At 65.4% G+C, this 15,009-nt stretch carries 14 protein-coding genes; 10 read left to right on the top strand and 4 right to left on the bottom strand.

Features of this window, described 5'->3' with window-relative positions; translation table 11 throughout:
- Positions 1–107: 107 nt before the first annotated feature.
- Positions 108–494: a DUF2169 domain-containing protein gene (locus BLV60_RS00215; protein ID WP_093048105.1), complete on the bottom strand. Its 387-nt coding sequence runs from the start codon at positions 492–494 to the stop codon at positions 108–110.
- 768 nt (positions 495–1,262) lie between these two features.
- On the opposite strand from BLV60_RS00215, the gene pabB reads away from it, so the two are divergent.
- The 3 genes from pabB to BLV60_RS00200 all read left to right on the top strand — a co-directional run bounded on the left by pabB (position 1,263) and on the right by BLV60_RS00200 (position 5,045).
- Positions 1,263–3,446, top strand: coding sequence for an aminodeoxychorismate synthase component I (gene pabB, locus BLV60_RS00210; protein ID WP_093048090.1), 2,184 nt, complete (start codon positions 1,263–1,265; stop codon positions 3,444–3,446).
- Positions 3,439–4,302, top strand: coding sequence for a DMT family transporter (locus BLV60_RS00205; protein WP_256328765.1), 864 nt, complete (start codon positions 3,439–3,441; stop codon positions 4,300–4,302). Before pabB ends, BLV60_RS00205 begins: the two co-directional genes overlap by 8 nt.
- 146 nt (positions 4,303–4,448) lie before the next feature.
- The gene (locus BLV60_RS00200; RefSeq protein ID WP_093048085.1) at positions 4,449–5,045 is read left to right on the top strand and encodes an acyl-homoserine-lactone synthase; all 597 of its coding nucleotides are present in this window, start codon (positions 4,449–4,451) and stop codon (positions 5,043–5,045) included.
- A 42-nt stretch (positions 5,046–5,087) separates the two neighbouring features.
- Here the strand turns inward: BLV60_RS00200 and BLV60_RS00195 are convergent, their stop codons facing one another.
- Positions 5,088–5,798: an autoinducer binding domain-containing protein gene (locus BLV60_RS00195; protein WP_093048082.1), complete on the bottom strand. Its 711-nt coding sequence runs from the start codon at positions 5,796–5,798 to the stop codon at positions 5,088–5,090.
- Between the two features lie 325 nt (positions 5,799–6,123).
- Between BLV60_RS00195 and BLV60_RS00190 the strand changes: the two genes are divergently transcribed.
- Complete coding sequence (locus BLV60_RS00190) at positions 6,124–7,101, top strand: helix-turn-helix domain-containing protein (protein WP_093048079.1); 978 nt, start codon at positions 6,124–6,126, stop codon at positions 7,099–7,101.
- A 105-nt stretch (positions 7,102–7,206) separates the two neighbouring features.
- On the opposite strand, the gene BLV60_RS00185 is transcribed toward BLV60_RS00190, so the two are convergent.
- Together BLV60_RS00185 and BLV60_RS00180 are read right to left on the bottom strand one after the other, a co-directional pair.
- Positions 7,207–8,106 (bottom strand): ParB/RepB/Spo0J family partition protein, encoded by a 900-nt coding sequence (locus BLV60_RS00185; protein WP_093048076.1) that lies wholly within the window; start codon positions 8,104–8,106, stop codon positions 7,207–7,209.
- Positions 8,103–8,891 carry a ParA family protein gene (locus tag BLV60_RS00180; RefSeq protein WP_093048055.1) on the bottom strand — a complete coding sequence of 263 codons (789 nt, stop codon included), beginning with the start codon at positions 8,889–8,891 and terminating at the stop codon, positions 8,103–8,105. Before BLV60_RS00180 ends, BLV60_RS00185 begins: the two co-directional genes overlap by 4 nt.
- A gap of 236 nt (positions 8,892–9,127) precedes the next feature.
- On the opposite strand from BLV60_RS00180, the gene BLV60_RS00175 reads away from it, so the two are divergent.
- From BLV60_RS00175 to BLV60_RS00150, 6 genes are all read left to right on the top strand, one after another.
- A complete protein-coding gene (locus BLV60_RS00175) occupies positions 9,128–9,694 on the top strand; it encodes a hypothetical protein (protein WP_256328764.1) in 567 nt (188 codons plus the stop codon).
- A complete protein-coding gene (locus tag BLV60_RS00170) occupies positions 9,691–10,023 on the top strand; it encodes a TrbC/VirB2 family protein (protein WP_093048053.1) in 333 nt (110 codons plus the stop codon). Before BLV60_RS00175 ends, BLV60_RS00170 begins: the two co-directional genes overlap by 4 nt.
- Positions 10,024–10,036: 13 nt before the next feature.
- Positions 10,037–10,405, top strand: a complete 369-nt coding sequence (locus BLV60_RS00165) for a VirB3 family type IV secretion system protein (protein WP_093048050.1) — start codon at positions 10,037–10,039, stop codon at positions 10,403–10,405.
- A 12-nt stretch (positions 10,406–10,417) separates the two neighbouring features.
- Positions 10,418–12,925, top strand: a complete 2,508-nt coding sequence (locus BLV60_RS00160) for a VirB4 family type IV secretion/conjugal transfer ATPase (RefSeq protein ID WP_093048049.1) — start codon at positions 10,418–10,420, stop codon at positions 12,923–12,925.
- Positions 12,918–13,649 (top strand): P-type DNA transfer protein VirB5, encoded by a 732-nt coding sequence (virB5, locus tag BLV60_RS00155; RefSeq protein WP_093048048.1) that lies wholly within the window; start codon positions 12,918–12,920, stop codon positions 13,647–13,649. Before BLV60_RS00160 ends, virB5 begins: the two co-directional genes overlap by 8 nt.
- Positions 13,650–13,883: 234 nt before the next feature.
- Positions 13,884–14,933 carry a TrbL/VirB6 family protein gene (locus BLV60_RS00150; protein ID WP_093048047.1) on the top strand — a complete coding sequence of 350 codons (1,050 nt, stop codon included), beginning with the start codon at positions 13,884–13,886 and terminating at the stop codon, positions 14,931–14,933.
- Positions 14,934–15,009 lie beyond the last annotated feature (76 nt).

The following is a 15,009-nucleotide window of genomic DNA, read 5'->3' as shown; positions in this document are numbered from 1 at the left end:
TGGTGATCGCACGTGGGGTCCGAGACCAGTCTAGGTTTGGATCTTCCGTCAATCAACCCAATTGAGTGAATTGAATTCATAGCGGCGAACTATGGTTTCTGCTTCACTCAACCCTTGGCCGGCGCACCCGGCAACCGGTCATGGTTGACGTGCTGGCGCCCTGCTTCCAGGAGTCTCGAAGGGTTCTCGACCTGCAGTTCCATCAGATGAATGCCTGACCGCTTGGGCACCCAGCATCGCCACGTCAGATAGACCGTCGCCAGATCGGAGTTCAGATCCACATGGACGCCGTCGAGCATCATTTCCTGAGGGGCAGTGCCTCCATCTTTCCAGTGCGCCATGGCGGACAGCTTCACGCCAGGCAGCCAGACCTGAATGTGGGTGTGGTCCGGATGCATGTGAAGAAGCTGCAGCTCTTCGTCGCCGTTCAGGCGCTCCCGAATCGGATGGCCGGCCTGATGGCGCGCGGCGTCTCGCTTCCAAAAACTCCTCATCGCTGCATCAGACCTGTGCTGGCCCGGAACCCAGCTTGGCTGCGCGTCCCGAAGCGGTCATGGAAGGACCGTCTCTGCTCCCCCTCCACACGCGCCGGCAAGCAGTGACAGAAGCAATCCCAGCACAAGTCCATGGGACGTGTGTTCGAGGAGCCGGAGTGGACTCGCGCGAAGGCGGCTCGTTCCGCCTGCGACGCACCTTCTCACTCAGGCAACGGCCCATGGAACATCATCGGCGCAGTGGCTCGAGGTCGCGGGAAGAGCGCGCCCTGCGCCGGCGTGTTTCATCTCGTTCGAGCAGGCATCGCTCGGCATGACCTCGATTGACACCGCCGTGCGGTACGCAGATCGATCCGCAACTTTTCTGCTCACGACGGCCGCAGTCATCACCCGCGCATTGTCGAAGCGCCCGCGTATCGGCTGCGGCCTTGTCGATCGAACCCGTCTTGGCCGCAGGCTGACGGCGAGCGTCGGCGCAGACGGCAGTATCGGGTTCGCGCACCGGCCATGAGACGAGAAGCGTCGGGCAGCGAGACCGCATGGGAGACGTTCCTGCCCACCGCGATCGGGGTTCAGGGCAGAGGATGAGTGGCCCCTGATCAACCAGGGACCTGCAGCGCCCCTTCGGCAAGCAGCCCACGCCGAGCAACTAGCACATTGCGCAGTTGCGACGTCGGCAGGGATCTTCAACGATGCACAGCTCCGCCAACCGCCAACCGCCAACCGCCAACCGCCAACCGCCAACCGCCAACCGCCAAGGAGCATCCCATGCGCACGCTGCTGATCGACAACTACGACTCGTTCACTTACAACCTCTACCAGTACCTGGCGGCCTGCAACGGCGAACCACCGATCGTGCTGCGCAACAACGAGATGCACTGGGACGAGGTTGAGCGCATGCACTTCGACAACATCGTGATCTCGCCGGGGCCCGGGCGTCCGCAGCGACGCGCCGACCTCGGCATCTCGGCCGATGCGCTGCAGCGTTCCCGCAAACCCGTGCTCGGCGTCTGCCTCGGCCACCAGGCCATCGCCCACCACTGCGGCGCCCGGGTCGATCTGGCGGTGCGGCCGATGCACGGGCGTCTCGATCGTGTGTCGCACGCGCAGCGCGATCTCTTCGCCGGCATTCCAGACCGCTTCGAGGCGGTCCGCTACCACTCCCTCGCGGTCACGCAGCTTCCCTCATCCCTGGAGCCGCTCGCCTGGACGTCCGACGGCACATTGATGGGCTTGCGCCACGTCTCGCTACCCTGGTGGGGGGTGCAGTTCCATCCGGAGTCGATCTGCACCGAATTCGGCGCGCGGCTACTGCGCAACTTCAGGGACTTGACGCTGGAATGGCTCGCGCAGGCGCCGCGACGCGAGGCACGGGATCGCTTCGGACCCGCATTGCACCTTGAAGGCCCGCAGGCGTTGTCGCTGCATGCCGAGTGCATCGACACCGTGGCCGATGCCGAGGCCGTGTTCATGAGCTCGTTTGCGCACAGCGATTGCGCTTTCTGGCTAGACAGCAGTCTCGCCGAAGCCGGGCGGGCGCGCTTCTCCTTCATGGGCGATGCGAGCGGTCCGCGCACCCAAGTACTGAACTACCGTACCGCACCGCGCGAACTGATGGTGCGCCGGGGCAACGTCGTCCAGGTGCGAGATGAGAGCATCTTCGACTACCTGCGCGACCACCTCCCTGGCCAGTCGCCAGCGGGCCCGAAACTTCCCTTTGACTTCGCCTGTGGCTTCGTAGGCTACTTCGGCTACGAGCTCAAGCGCGAGCTCGACGGTGCACGCGCCCACGACGCGGACACCCCGGACGCGATGTGGATCCTCGCCGATCGCTTTCTTGCCTTCGACCATCTCGAGCAGCAGGTCTGGATCGTCTGCCTCGATGAGGATGCACCATGCAATGAGAATCGCCGCTGGATGCAGGCCATGCGCGAGCGACTGGAAGAAGCACAGGTGGCGAGGCCGGAGGACGGCGCAAACGCAGCCCGCGAGCTGCATTCATTGGCCTGGCAGGTGGACTTGGCGACCTACCGGGAGCTCATCCTGCGCTGCCAGTACGAGCTCCTGCAGGGCGAGACCTACGAGGTCTGCCTCACGAACCAGTTGATCGGTGAAGGACGCATCCGACCGCTGGAGGTCTATCGGGTCCTGCGCAAGCACAACCCGGCACCTTATGCGGCCTACCTGCGCATCGGCGGCTATGCCGTGCTGTGCGCCTCGCCTGAACTCTTCCTGCGCATCTCCGGCGACCGGGAGGTGGAATCGAAGCCCATCAAGGGGACCGCCGCACGCGGCGCGACACCGGCCGAAGACGACGCGATCGCAGACGCCATGGTCGCCGACGAGAAGACCCGCGCGGAGAACCTGATGATTGTCGACCTGCTGCGCAACGACCTTAACCGCGTGTGCGAGATCGACAGCGTTCACGTGCCGAGCCTGTTCGCGGTCGAGACCTATGCCACCGTGCACCAATTGGTCAGCACCATCCGCGGGAGGCTGCGAGCGGACCTGGGGACTATCGACTGTGTGCGCGCTGCGTTCCCCGGCGGCTCCATGACCGGCGCCCCCAAGGTGCGCACGATGAAGATCCTGGACGAATTCGAGGGGGCCGCCCGCGGCATCTATTCGGGCAGCATCGGCTATCTGTCGCTCAACGGCGCGGCCCAGCTCAACATCGTGATCCGCACGCTGGTATCGGCCAACGGCCGGATCTCCATCGGTGCTGGCGGTGCCATCGTCGCCATGTCCGATCCCGATGCCGAAGTCGAGGAGATCGTGCTGAAGGCACAGGCGCTGTGGGATGTTCTCAGGCGCTGCGGTGCGCCGCTCGGCACGCGGCCAGGCACGGGCGTGGATGCAAGTGTCGCTGGCGCTTCGGTGCTCCCGGAGCCGCCATCCGACCCTATGGCTCCGCACACCACCCCGACGCCGCCATCGTCCGCCAATGGCTAGCGCACAGGCCAATCGCCGGGGGATCCTGCTCATGCTGGTGGCCATGGGCTGCTACGTCTTCAACGATGTCTTCGTGAAGCTGGCCGCGCAGAGCTTGCCGCCCGGGCAGGTTCTTGCCGTGCGCGGTGCGTTCGCGACCATCTTCGTCCTGGCCATCGCGCGAGGCACGCGCGGTAGCTGGCGAATGGCACTGCGCCCGCTCGTGGGGGTGCGCTGCGGACTCGAGGTCACGACGGCCCTCGCCTCCGTGGTCGCCCTGTCGCTGGCGCCGCTTGCGACTGTAAGCACGCTCATGATGACCGCGCCACTGATGATCGCCGCCACGGCGATGGCGCTGCGGTGGGAGCCCTGGCGTGGTGGGCGTCTGTTGGCTGCTGCCGCGGGATTTGGTGGTGTCCTGCTGGTCATCCAGCCGGCCGCCCGGCCGGATGTCCCCGCAGTCGGTCTTGCCTGTGCGCTGTTGTGCGCCGCCTCGTTGGCTGCGCGCGACCTGGTGACACGGCGCATCCCCGCCACGATCCCCTCGTCGACCATTGCGATCGCGACCACGCTCGCTGTGTGCCTTGCGGGCCTGCTGCTGGGTCTCGTGGAACGCTGGACGACGCTCACGCGGTATGAGCTCGGCATGCTCGCGGCGGCGGCGGGTTGCGCGGCGCTGGGCAACTTCGCGCTCATCGTCGCCTGCCGCGGCGTCGATCTCTCGGTCGTCACACCTTTTCGCTACAGCCTGATCGTCTGGGCCCTGCTGCTGGGGTTTTTCGTCTGGGCCGACGTGCCTCGGCCCCAGGCCGCCGTCGGCGTGCTGCTGATCGTCGCGGCCGGTGCCTTCACCGTCTGGACCGCGCGGCGGCCATAGGTAAAAAGACCGAACTTTCCATCCGCCATGGTTCGCAGGCGCTCGATGGAGCGCTCGTCGCGACGTTCGCCGCCCTATCAACTTTGACAGTGTCCCCGCTCCTGTCATCACGCTGTAATGCGGACCTCATTCAACGAGGTGACCTCATGAAGATCATTGCGGGAACCATCGACTCTTTCTCGGCGGACGTTCTGTTCGACATGGCGCGCTACCGGCACGAGGTTTTCGTCGAGAAGCTGGGCTGGAAGCTCGATACGCGCGGTCGGCTGGAGCTGGACGAATTTGACCGGAAGGACACCATCTATCTGATCGCGCGCAACACGGAAGGGGAGATTGTCGGCACGAGCCGCCTCTTGCCCACGCACCGGCCCTATCTGCTCGCCAGTGTTTTTCCTCAACTGCTCGGCGACACGCCCGCGCCGTGCTCGCCTGACGTCTGGGAACTGTCGCGATTTGCCGCTGACGACTGGATGCGGCTCGACGCGGGCGAGAGTCCACATGGCTGGTCGCTCGCGCTGGACATGCTGAGCGTCGCAATGCGGACCGTTGCCAAGCAGGGAGGACGGCGGCTCATCAGCGCCTCGCCAATGGGCATCGAGCGCATCCTGCGTCGCACGGGCCTGTCCGTGCACCGCGCGGCGCCGCCGGTGCTGATCGAGGGCCAGCATCTCTTTGCCTGTTTCATCGACGTGGACACGAGCTGGTGTCCGCGCCAAGACCGGCACGCCGACGCGGCCGGTTGAGTCCCCTGCAGCCGGGCTGGCGCGCCCTGTGCGGCCCTCCACTCAGTTCAGGAGCCCCAGCCGTGAAGCGAATGCTGCGGCCGAGCTCTTGGTGGGCGCGCCCAATCTGGCCATTGCGTTTTGCAAATGAAATTCAACCGTGGGTTTCGAGATGCAAAGGATGGATGCGATCTCGTCGCTTGTCTTGCCATCGCCCGTCCAGCACAGCACCTCCACCTGCCGTCTCGTGAGCGATTCGAGCCGCTCCAGCGGGCTGCCTCCCAGGAGGCCGCAGAACGCGCGGTGGGCGGTATGCACCAGCCACTGCAGCCACGGGTCCTTGGCGAGCATCTCCGCGGCCGTCAGCGGTTCGCTCGACCTCGCAAGCGTCAGCATGCCGATCCGCGCATCGGGCTCGAAGACCGATTGCGCCCAGCCGACGCGCAGGCCGAACGAGCGCGCCTCATCCCACATCTGCGGTGCCTCCCGAAAGACTTCGTTGCTCCAGATCATGGGCGTCCCGCTGTGCACGCCGTGTGCGACCGTGGGATCGACCTGGAGGTATCCGGCGTTGATGTAACGGTGGTTCCACCGCTCGTCGTATGTGCTGAACATCAAGGTCTTCTGCCGGGTGAAGGGCACGAGCGTGCGCAGCCCGTAGGCGCAGTGCTCGAAGCCAAGGTGCCTGGTTGCCACGCTGATCTGCGCGAGCACCTCAGAAGGCTCGTTTGCCTGGCTCAACCGACCGAGAACATCCTGGGTCCACTCGTTCATAGGTGCGCTTCCTGCGTCGTCGGCACCCCCACCTTTTTCGCGGGCACCATCGAGGATCCCGGTGTGGAGTCCGCCAATCGAGAAGGCCAGCGGCTCCAGTCCTTGAACCGACCCGCACTGGACCGACCTGCTGTTTGCACCCGGCGGCCACTCAGCATGTGATGGAGGCAAAGGATGCGACAGTCTAGAAGCGCCCGGCCGAGCCCGGAGGCAAAATTCACCACCATTTCTGCCAATCTCGCGAGCCCCCCGCTTCGCGCACTGGCGCGGTGCGGCGCAGCGTCGTGAGATTCCTGATTGATCCTCCCTACGGTGGCTCCTCACGATGCACAAGGTCTGGCTCCTGCTGCTTCCCGGATTCCTTCTTCTCGACATCATCCGCGTGCTCGCGGTCTTCAAGGCCGCCAATGCCGCCTTGCGCAGGACGCGCGGCAAGCTCGTCGGCTACGACGTTCGCTTGGCCTCGGCAACGGGCGGCCAAGCCCTGAGTTCAAGTGGCGTGGCACTCTCGACGCGTGCATTGCCGCACAGGCTCGTCGGTCGGGCGAGCACGCTCTTCATCAGTGGCGAGCCCGATCCGGACCCGGCTGGACCGGCGGGTGTGCGGCATTTGCGCGAATGGCTCTCCCGGAACCGGAGGCGATTGAGCCGCTGCGCCGTCCTGGGCGCCCGAGCTTTGCTGCCGCGTGCGCCAGACGTCCACGCCGTGCGGCGACAACGCCGCGCTGCGCCGCCGGCACCGCGCCGTGGGCAGCGCGCAGACCTGCCCGCGGCCTGCACCAAAGCGCATGGCTGGCGCGTCATCGAACCGGACCAGGGCGAAGACCTGGCGCTGTCGTGGATCGCGGAGGATCGAGGTGCCGCGTTCGCGGACATGCTCGCCGCGCGCCTTGCCGGATCACGCAGCCGTCGCTACGGCGTGCCACGCCGTCGCCGGGTGCCGATCGAGCCACCCACGAGCGATGCGCGGATCGGCACGCTGCATCTGTGGATCGCGGCGCATCTGCAAGAGAACCTCAGCGTCGCCCGATTGGCGCAGAAGGTCCACATGTCCACGCGCTCCTTCGCACGCTTCTACGAACGCGCGACGGGTCTGCCGCCCGGACGGAGCGTACAGCAGTTCCGCCTCGACGCCGCCTGCCGTTTGCTCGAGACGAGCCCACTTCCCCTCAAGACCATCGCCGGGCAATGCGGCTACGGGTCCCAGGAGGTGATGCGCAGAGCCTTCGTTCGCGACCTGCAGATGACGCCGCGCGAATACCGGCGGCGGCTCGCCACGATGAAAGGTGCGGTCGTGGCCTAGCAGGCCCATGTCTTACCCGGCGCAACAGCGACTGCCCGTCGCCAGACCGCCCGCCGCGACGCGCGCACGTCAGGCGCAAGAACTCGTCAACCGACGGCCGCATCCCTAATCTTCTGTGGCCCAGCACACCAGCCGCAAGTCCGCCAGCGGCAGCAAGGCACGCGTGTCGTCGCCGAAGCGGACCTCCCCGACGTCGCCGTCCTTCGCCTTGATGCGCAGCGATCCGCGCCGTCCGCCATGCTCGACCACAAGCACCGTGCGGCCGGCGCTGATGACCTTGGCAAGCCCGCTCCCGGGCGCCGCTGGCGTCGAGCTGCGGAGGGACTGGGACGACGGCGGGCGATGTCTTGCCTGCGCACGTCCGATCGGCTCGCCCCGCGCCAGCAGTTCCTCAAGTTCGTGCGGGCAATCGCTGGCGATGGCCACCAACTTGTAGAGCAATCGCACGTCCCCTCCGACCCGCCCGTCCTCCACCGCCTGCCGCAATTGCGGCGGTGCGTCGCTGAGCCGCGCGGCCTCGGTGATGAAGGAACGCGGTTTGCCCAAGCGTCGCGCGATCTCGGCGCGCGAATGGCCTTCCTGTTCCCGGTCGGCGATGAAGGAAGCCAGATCGAATGGCGACATGTCCTCGCGGTGCAGGTTCTCCGCGGCCTGGGCGAACGGGTCGACCCGCTCGTCCACGAATGCCGGAACTGTGGCGAGCCCTGCCCGGCGCGCGGCGCGCACCCTGCGTTCGCCGCGGTTGACGATGTACCGGTCCGCATGTTCGGGATGGCATCGCAACGATACCGGCTCCAGCACGCCATGCTCTCGGATCGATGCGGCAAGTTCCTCGATGCGTTCGCTCCGGACGCGACGGCGTGGCTGGCGAGGGTCGAGGTCGATTCGATCGAGCGCCACCTGCATCGGCGTGCCCACGCCCGCAGGGGTCGCTTCGCCCGCGAGCAGATCAGCCGCCCTGAACTGCGACAGCACACTCAGGTCCAGCCCGTCGGGCGCATTCATGGCTGCTCGTCCGCAGGCACCGGCATGCTCGAGGCGTCGATGCGTTGCTGCAGCAACTCGAACACCCGCATCACCTCGAGGCTCGCCTCCCGGGCCGCGCTCTTGGGCAATCGCCATACCGGCACGCCCGCGGCCAGCGCCTCGGGAATGGCCGAGCGGGTCGAGATCCGTGCCGGTATCACGAACTCCCGGAAGTTCAAGGCCAGATCCTGCATGGCGGCCTTCTGCCGCGACGAATGCGGATTGAACCGGTTCAAAACGATGGCCGCCAGCCGCAGTTGCGGGTTGTAGCGCTGTCTGACGCCAAAGATGGTTTTGAGCATGTCGGCGACGCCATCGATGCTGTACTCCTCGAGCTCGATCGGGCAGGCCACAGCATGGCCAGCGATCAGCGCCGCGCTCATGCGCAAGCCCAGTGCTGGCGGCGTGTCGATCACGACTGCGTCGAATTCCTGCGCCAGGCGAATCACGTTCCTGCGAAATGGGGGAATCACGACTTCCGCCCTCGCGAGTTCGACGTCGGCCAGCTTCTTGCTGCGCGGTACCAGGGCAATGGTCTGCGCGCGGGCCGGGACGATCGCGCCGATGTCCCCTCCGAAAAGTTTCACCGCCTCGTCGATCGCCGAGGAACTGCGCAGCGATTTCGAGCTGTTCGCCTGCGCGTCGAGATCGATCAGACACACCGATTGGCGTCGCATCTCGGCCAGCCAGCATGCGTACAGCACCGCCAGGGTCGACTTGCCGACGCCACCTTTCTGGTTGCCGAAGATGACCACGTTGCCCATGACTTGCTCCTCAGGCTTCGACGCGAACCATGCGGTTCCCCTACACCCCATGGCACGCTGCGCGGCTGCCGCCGAAACCTGCGACAGGGCCATCCTGGCGCAGGCGGCCCTGCCTCGTTGGTCCGTGATGGATCGCTATGCCGCGTCGCTCACGAATATCGCCGCCCCTCGCTTTGCGATGCCACTGTCACAAACAATAGTCGACACACGCATGCGCGGAGGCGGACATTGCGCCCATGCAAGCACTCGATGTTCAACACAGGCATGCGACCGACAAAGGCCGATACGCGGCCTGGCCTCCCGTGCTTGTTGTCGCTGGCTTGATGACGCACGCCTGCGCCCTGTGGGCACAGGCCGAGCCCGGCACATCCCAAGTCATCGGTCCACAGCAGCAGGCGGCGCGCGACCACGACCGCATCGCGATCCTTCGCGAAGAGCTCGGGAAGTCGCAAGCGCAATTGGAGGATCTCGCGCGCCGTAAGGCTGAGCGGCTCGCCGCGTCCGATATGCAGGCAGCGACCGAAGCCGAGGCGCAGCGCGTTCGCACGCTCGGCGATATCGCGGCCATCCAGCGAGAGATCGCGTCCACCTCGCGTACCTCCGCCCAGACCGCGGCGGCCAAGCCCATGGCCGCTCAGGCCACCAAGGGCCCTGCCCCCGCCGGCAAGCGCGCGGCGCCAACGCCCTGGTGGGACGTCTACGGCGGCAGCCGGCGTATTGACCCATCGGCTTCAGTTTCTCTCGCGCCCCCGTCTGGGCAAGTGCCCGCGGGATCTTCCTCGGCCACTGGAGTCTCGCCATGACCGCATGCTCGATCCACCACATCCGGCCCGCAGCGCGATTCGGCGTCCGAACCCGATGGATCGGATGCCTGCTGGTCGCCGTGCTCGCGGCCGCACCGGCCGACATCGTCTGGGCCGGAAGCCCGTTCGCGACGGGCGCCAACGCGACCCAGCAGCAACTCGTTGCCATCCTGACGCCACTGGCGGCAGTCGCCGTGATGGTCTCCGGCGCCATGGCCTGGTTCGGCCGCCTGAGCTGGTGGTGGATGGTCGCCGTCGTGATCGGCACCGTGCTGGTCTTCGGCGGCCCCCAGATCGTCTCCTGGATCCGGGGCCTGTTCGGGGTGTGAGGGAGAGCGAACCGTGAGTCGCAACCAGGGCATCGCCGCGGATCCTCTGTTCGTCGGCATGACACGCCCGTCGATGGTCTGGGGCGTCACCTACTCGGCCATGATGTTCAACATCGTGGTCACGACCGAGTCGTTCATCGTGACCAAGAGCCTCGTGTGGCTGCTGGCCTTCGTGCCGATCCACGGGGTGCTCTACCTGGTCTGCTTGTACGAGCCGCGCTTCTTCGACCTGCTGCAGCTGTGGGGCCGCACCCGACTGCCCGCCATGCTCGGCGGCAACCTGCGGTTCTGGCGTGCGAATTCGTACAGCCCCCTGGCGCTGGACATGCCTGATTGGCGGGGGCGCCGCCGCATGCGGACTTGGCCCGCGGCGGTGGTCTGACACGGCATCGCCATGAAGCTGCTGTCACGTTCCGAGCACACGCTGCGCCGCGAAGCCGGCGCCGCAACCATGATTCCACTGTCGTCGCATGTGGACGAGCATGTGGCCCGCACGCGCGCGGGCGACTATGTGCAGACGCTGCGCCTGGCCGGCACGAGCTTCGAAAGCGCGGACGACGATGACATCAACAGCTGGCACGAGCGCCTCAATGTCCTGCTGCGCAACATCGCCTCGCCCAACCTGGCCCTGTGGACCCACGTGATCCGGCGTCGCGAGACAGGCTATCCGGCCGGGCGGACGGTTCCCGGGTTCGCCGATGAAATCGAGCAGCGATACCGCCGCAAGATGGCCGGCGAGCGCCTGATGGTCAACGAGCTGTACCTGTCGGTCGTCTTCCGGCCGCAGCCGACCCGCATAGGCAACGCCGCATTGCGGCTGTTCAGGCGCACGGACCCAGAGGGTGCACAGGCGGAACTGCGCGACGCCCTCGATGCCTGCGGCAAGCTGCGCCAGGAACTGCTCGCGGCGCTGGAGCGCTACGACCCCGAAGCCCTGGGCATCTATCGCCTGCACGAAGAGGATGTGCTGTTCTCCTCCCTGATGGAATTCCACGGCCTGCTGGTCAACGGGGAATGGCAGCGCATGCCGCTGCCGCGCTCACCCCTCAACGAGGTTCTGGCCACCACCCGGCCCTTCTTCGGCAACGAAGCCATGGAATACCGCACGGGCACCCAGACGCGGATCGGCGCCTTCCTCGGCATCAAGGAGTACCCCACGCCCACGGCGCCGGGCATGTTCAGCGCGCTGCTGACCGCACCCTTCCCCTTCGTGCTCACGCAAAGCTTCACCTTCCTGGCCAAGGGCACGGCGACCGACATGATGAGCCGCCAGCATCACCGGATGGCGGCCGCCGGAGACTTGGCGGTCTCACAGGCCGAGGAACTCAAGGACGCGCTGGACGACCTGATGAGCAACCGCTTCGTGATGGGCGACCACCACTTCAGCCTGCACGTGCTGGCCGACACCTACGACGGCGTCGGCGAGGCCGAAGGCCGGCCCCGCCTGAAGCAGCTCAACGACAACGTGGCCCGCGCCCGCTACCTGCTGGGCGACACGGGAATGGTGGTGGCGCGCGAGGACCTCGCGCTGGAGGCGGCGTTCTGGGCTCAGTTGCCGGGAAACTTCGGCTACCGCAGCCGCAAGGCGCCCGTGACCAGCCGCAACTTCGCCGCGATGTCGCCCTTTCACAACTTCCCGACCGGCCGCGCCACGGGCAACTACTGGGGCGACGCGCTGGCCATGTTCATGACGCGTGCCGGCTCGCCCTACTACTTCTCGCTGCATGCGAGCGACCCGCGCAGCCCGGACGGCGGCAGCCGCCGTGACGTCGGACACATCACGGGCGTGGGTCCGGTCGGCACCGGCAAGACCACGCTGCTGGGATTCTGCATGGTGGCGATCTGCAATCGCCTAGATGCCACGCAGGTCATCTTCGATAAGGACGAAGGGCTACACATCCTGGTGCGGGCACTGGGCGGCCGGTACCTCCCGCTGAAGAACGGCGTGCCAACCAGCTGCAATCCGCTGCAGCTCGACGATGCGGTCACCGACAACGTCGAGTTCATGCGGCACTGGCTCAGGCGCCTGGTCATGCGCACGCCGACCGATAGCTTGAGCGTCCGTCAGGAGGACGACCTCGACCAAGCGTTGCATGGCACCCTGAAGCTCGAACGCTCGTTCAGGCGCCTGTCCCGTCTGGTCGCCTTCCTCGACATCACGGACCCCGAGGGGATGCACGCGCGCCTTCGCAGATGGTGCGCCTCGGAGCGCGGCGACTATGCCTGGGTCTTCGACAACGATCGCGACGACGTGGCTCCGTTGCTGGCCCGGCACGCCTTGGTCGGCTTCGACGTGACCGACTTCCTCGACAACGAGGTCGTGCGCGCGCCGCTGACCATGTACCTCTTTCATCTGGTCAACCGGATGGTGGATGGGCGCCCGCTGGTGTGCTGGATGGACGAATTCGCCAAGCTCCTGAGCGACCCGGCCTTCGCAAGGTTCGCCAAGAACGGCCTGGAGACCTGGCGCAAGAAGAACGCGAACATCGCGACGTTCACCCAGAGCACCAGCCATGTGCTCGATTCCGGCATCGCGCGCGCGATCGTCGAGCAGACGCCGACGAAGATCCTGTTCCCCAATCCGGAGGCGGACTACGACGAGTACACCCAGGGCTTCAACCTGACGGACAGGGAGTTCGCGCTCATCAAGCAGGAACTCGAGCCTGGCTCCCGGCAGTTCCTCATCAAGCAGCACCATGTCAGCGTGGTCGCGCAGCTCGATCTCCACGGCTTCGATGACGCGCTGCACGTCATTTCCGGGCGCACGAGCAATGTCCGCCTCATGCGCGAGTGCATCGCGACCTTCGGACCGGATCCCGACCAATGGCTCGCGCCCTTCCGCAAGGCGCTGGCTGACCGCCCTCCCCGTTCGCTCTCACACCAGGAGAACTCCCATGCATAGGTTCCTTCTTGCCTTCCTCCTTGCGGCGGCTTCGCTGGCACCGCTGCACGCCAAAGCCGGCATCCCGGTGATCGACGTCACGGCCGTCGCCAACCTGATTCAGCAGGTCATGTACTGGCAGCAGCAGATCTCCGGGATGCAGAAGCAATACGATCAACTGAAGGAATCGAAGGACCAGCTGACCCAGACCCACAACGCGATGACGGGAAGTCGCGGCATGGAGCAGTTACTACCCACCTCGGAGCTCGCGCGCAACTACCTGCCGCCCAGCTATGGCGAACTGATGAACACGCTCAACGGCACTTCGGGCGGCTATGCGGGGCTGGCCGGCCAGGTGCAGTCGATCATGAAGGCCAACAGCATCCTCTCCGGAACACAGATGGAGGCGCTCAGTCCCGAGTTGCGGCAGATCGTCGAGCAAGGGCGGCAATCGGCGGCGCTGCTCAACGGCATGACCCAGAGCGCATACCAGAACACCAGTCAGCGCTTCTCGGCGCTGCAACTGCTGATCAGTCGCATCGCTTCCGCACAGGACCCCAAGGCGATCCAGGATCTGCAAGCAAGGATTCAGGCCGAGCAGAACATGCTCACCAACGAGCAGACGAAGCTGCAGAGTCTCTATCAGATTGCAAGAGCCGAGGAAGCGGCCCAGCAGCAGCGCACTCGGGAGCAAGTCATCTCAGGCCATGGCGGGTTCAACACACGGTTCGTTCCCACCCCCTGAATCGAGATGTCCAAATCAACGATCGTCATCGTTGTGATTGCAGTACTTGCCGTGGGAGGCATTTATCGCTTCCTAAGACAGGACTCGACTCCAACCGCGTCCCCCGGGAGCGTACCGTCCGAAACGACCAAGCCGGCAGCATCAAGGGCCGAGCATGGGGACTTCCAGAATCGATTTCAGCCGACGATGCCGCCTGCTAGCGGCTCCGGAAAATGAAGTTCGACGAGGCGAGCAATGTTCTTTCAGCAATTCTGGACGTGGCTCAACGACCAATTGACCGAATACCTTGCGGCCAAAACCGCGACTGTGGCCGGTGCCATTGAGCCTGCAGTGGTAACACTCGCGACGATCTACGTAATGCTTTGGGGATTCCTCAGCCTGACCGGAAGAGTTCAAGAACCGATATGGGAGGGGGTCAAGCGCGTCATCTTCATCGCGATCGTACTGGGCGTCGGTCTGAGACTTTGGCTTTACAACGGAGTCATCGTGGACACCTTCTTCAATGCACCGGTCCAACTTGCGGCCAAGATCACAGGTGCATCGAACCCTGTGTCAGTGATTGACACGATATGGGACAAAGGCGGGACAGTGGCTTCAAATCTTTGGAACAAAGGCGGTGTATTGAACGGTGACTTTGGCTTCTATTTGGCTGGAGCCATCGTCTACTTCGTCATCGGAGGCGTGGCCGTCTACGCGCTCTTCCTGCTTGTTTTGTCCAGGCTCGCGTTGGCATTGATCCTCGCCTTGGGACCCGTTTTCATTTGTCTGCTTTTCTTCAAGGCCACACGCCGATTCTTTGAGGCGTGGATTGCCCAGTTGGCCAACTATGCACTGGTCGCCGTCCTAACCTCACTGGTGGCGAGCCTCATGCTCCAGATCGTTTCTTCCTACGCCGCACAAACGGCCGCACGCGGCGCAGCCATCGTGACCGTGGATGCACTGAATATGGTGCTGTGTGCTTCGCTGGTGCTGCTGGTCATGCGTCAGATCATGTCTATCGCGGCTGGGCTTGCGAGCGGCATCGCACTCAGTTCATTCGGCGTCGCCAGCGGACTGGCGCGGTGGGCAATGGGCGGGGCCAAGCGTACGAGTTACGAGTTCGGTCGCGGCGTGCTGGACGGCTTGCGGCGGGAGCCCCGCAGTCGCTGGGATTCGTTCCGCCGCTCGGCCGGCAATCGTATTGGTGCCGGCGTGGCTTCTACGGCTAGTGTCGGCGCTGCGCGTCACGGCGGCACCGTGCTTCCAAGAGAACAGGTCATGCCAAGCCTGTCGCGCAATCGCTAGCGGAGGGCGGGCAGATGAAGCCTTCGACGATCCTTTCTTTGTTTGCCCTTCTGCTGGCTGCATGCGGCACTCGCCC

The organism is Variovorax sp. YR634 (genome assembly GCF_900106655.1).
Taxonomy (GTDB): domain Bacteria; phylum Pseudomonadota; class Gammaproteobacteria; order Burkholderiales; family Burkholderiaceae_C; genus Variovorax.
This window is presented reverse-complemented; position numbering and strand designations above follow the sequence as displayed.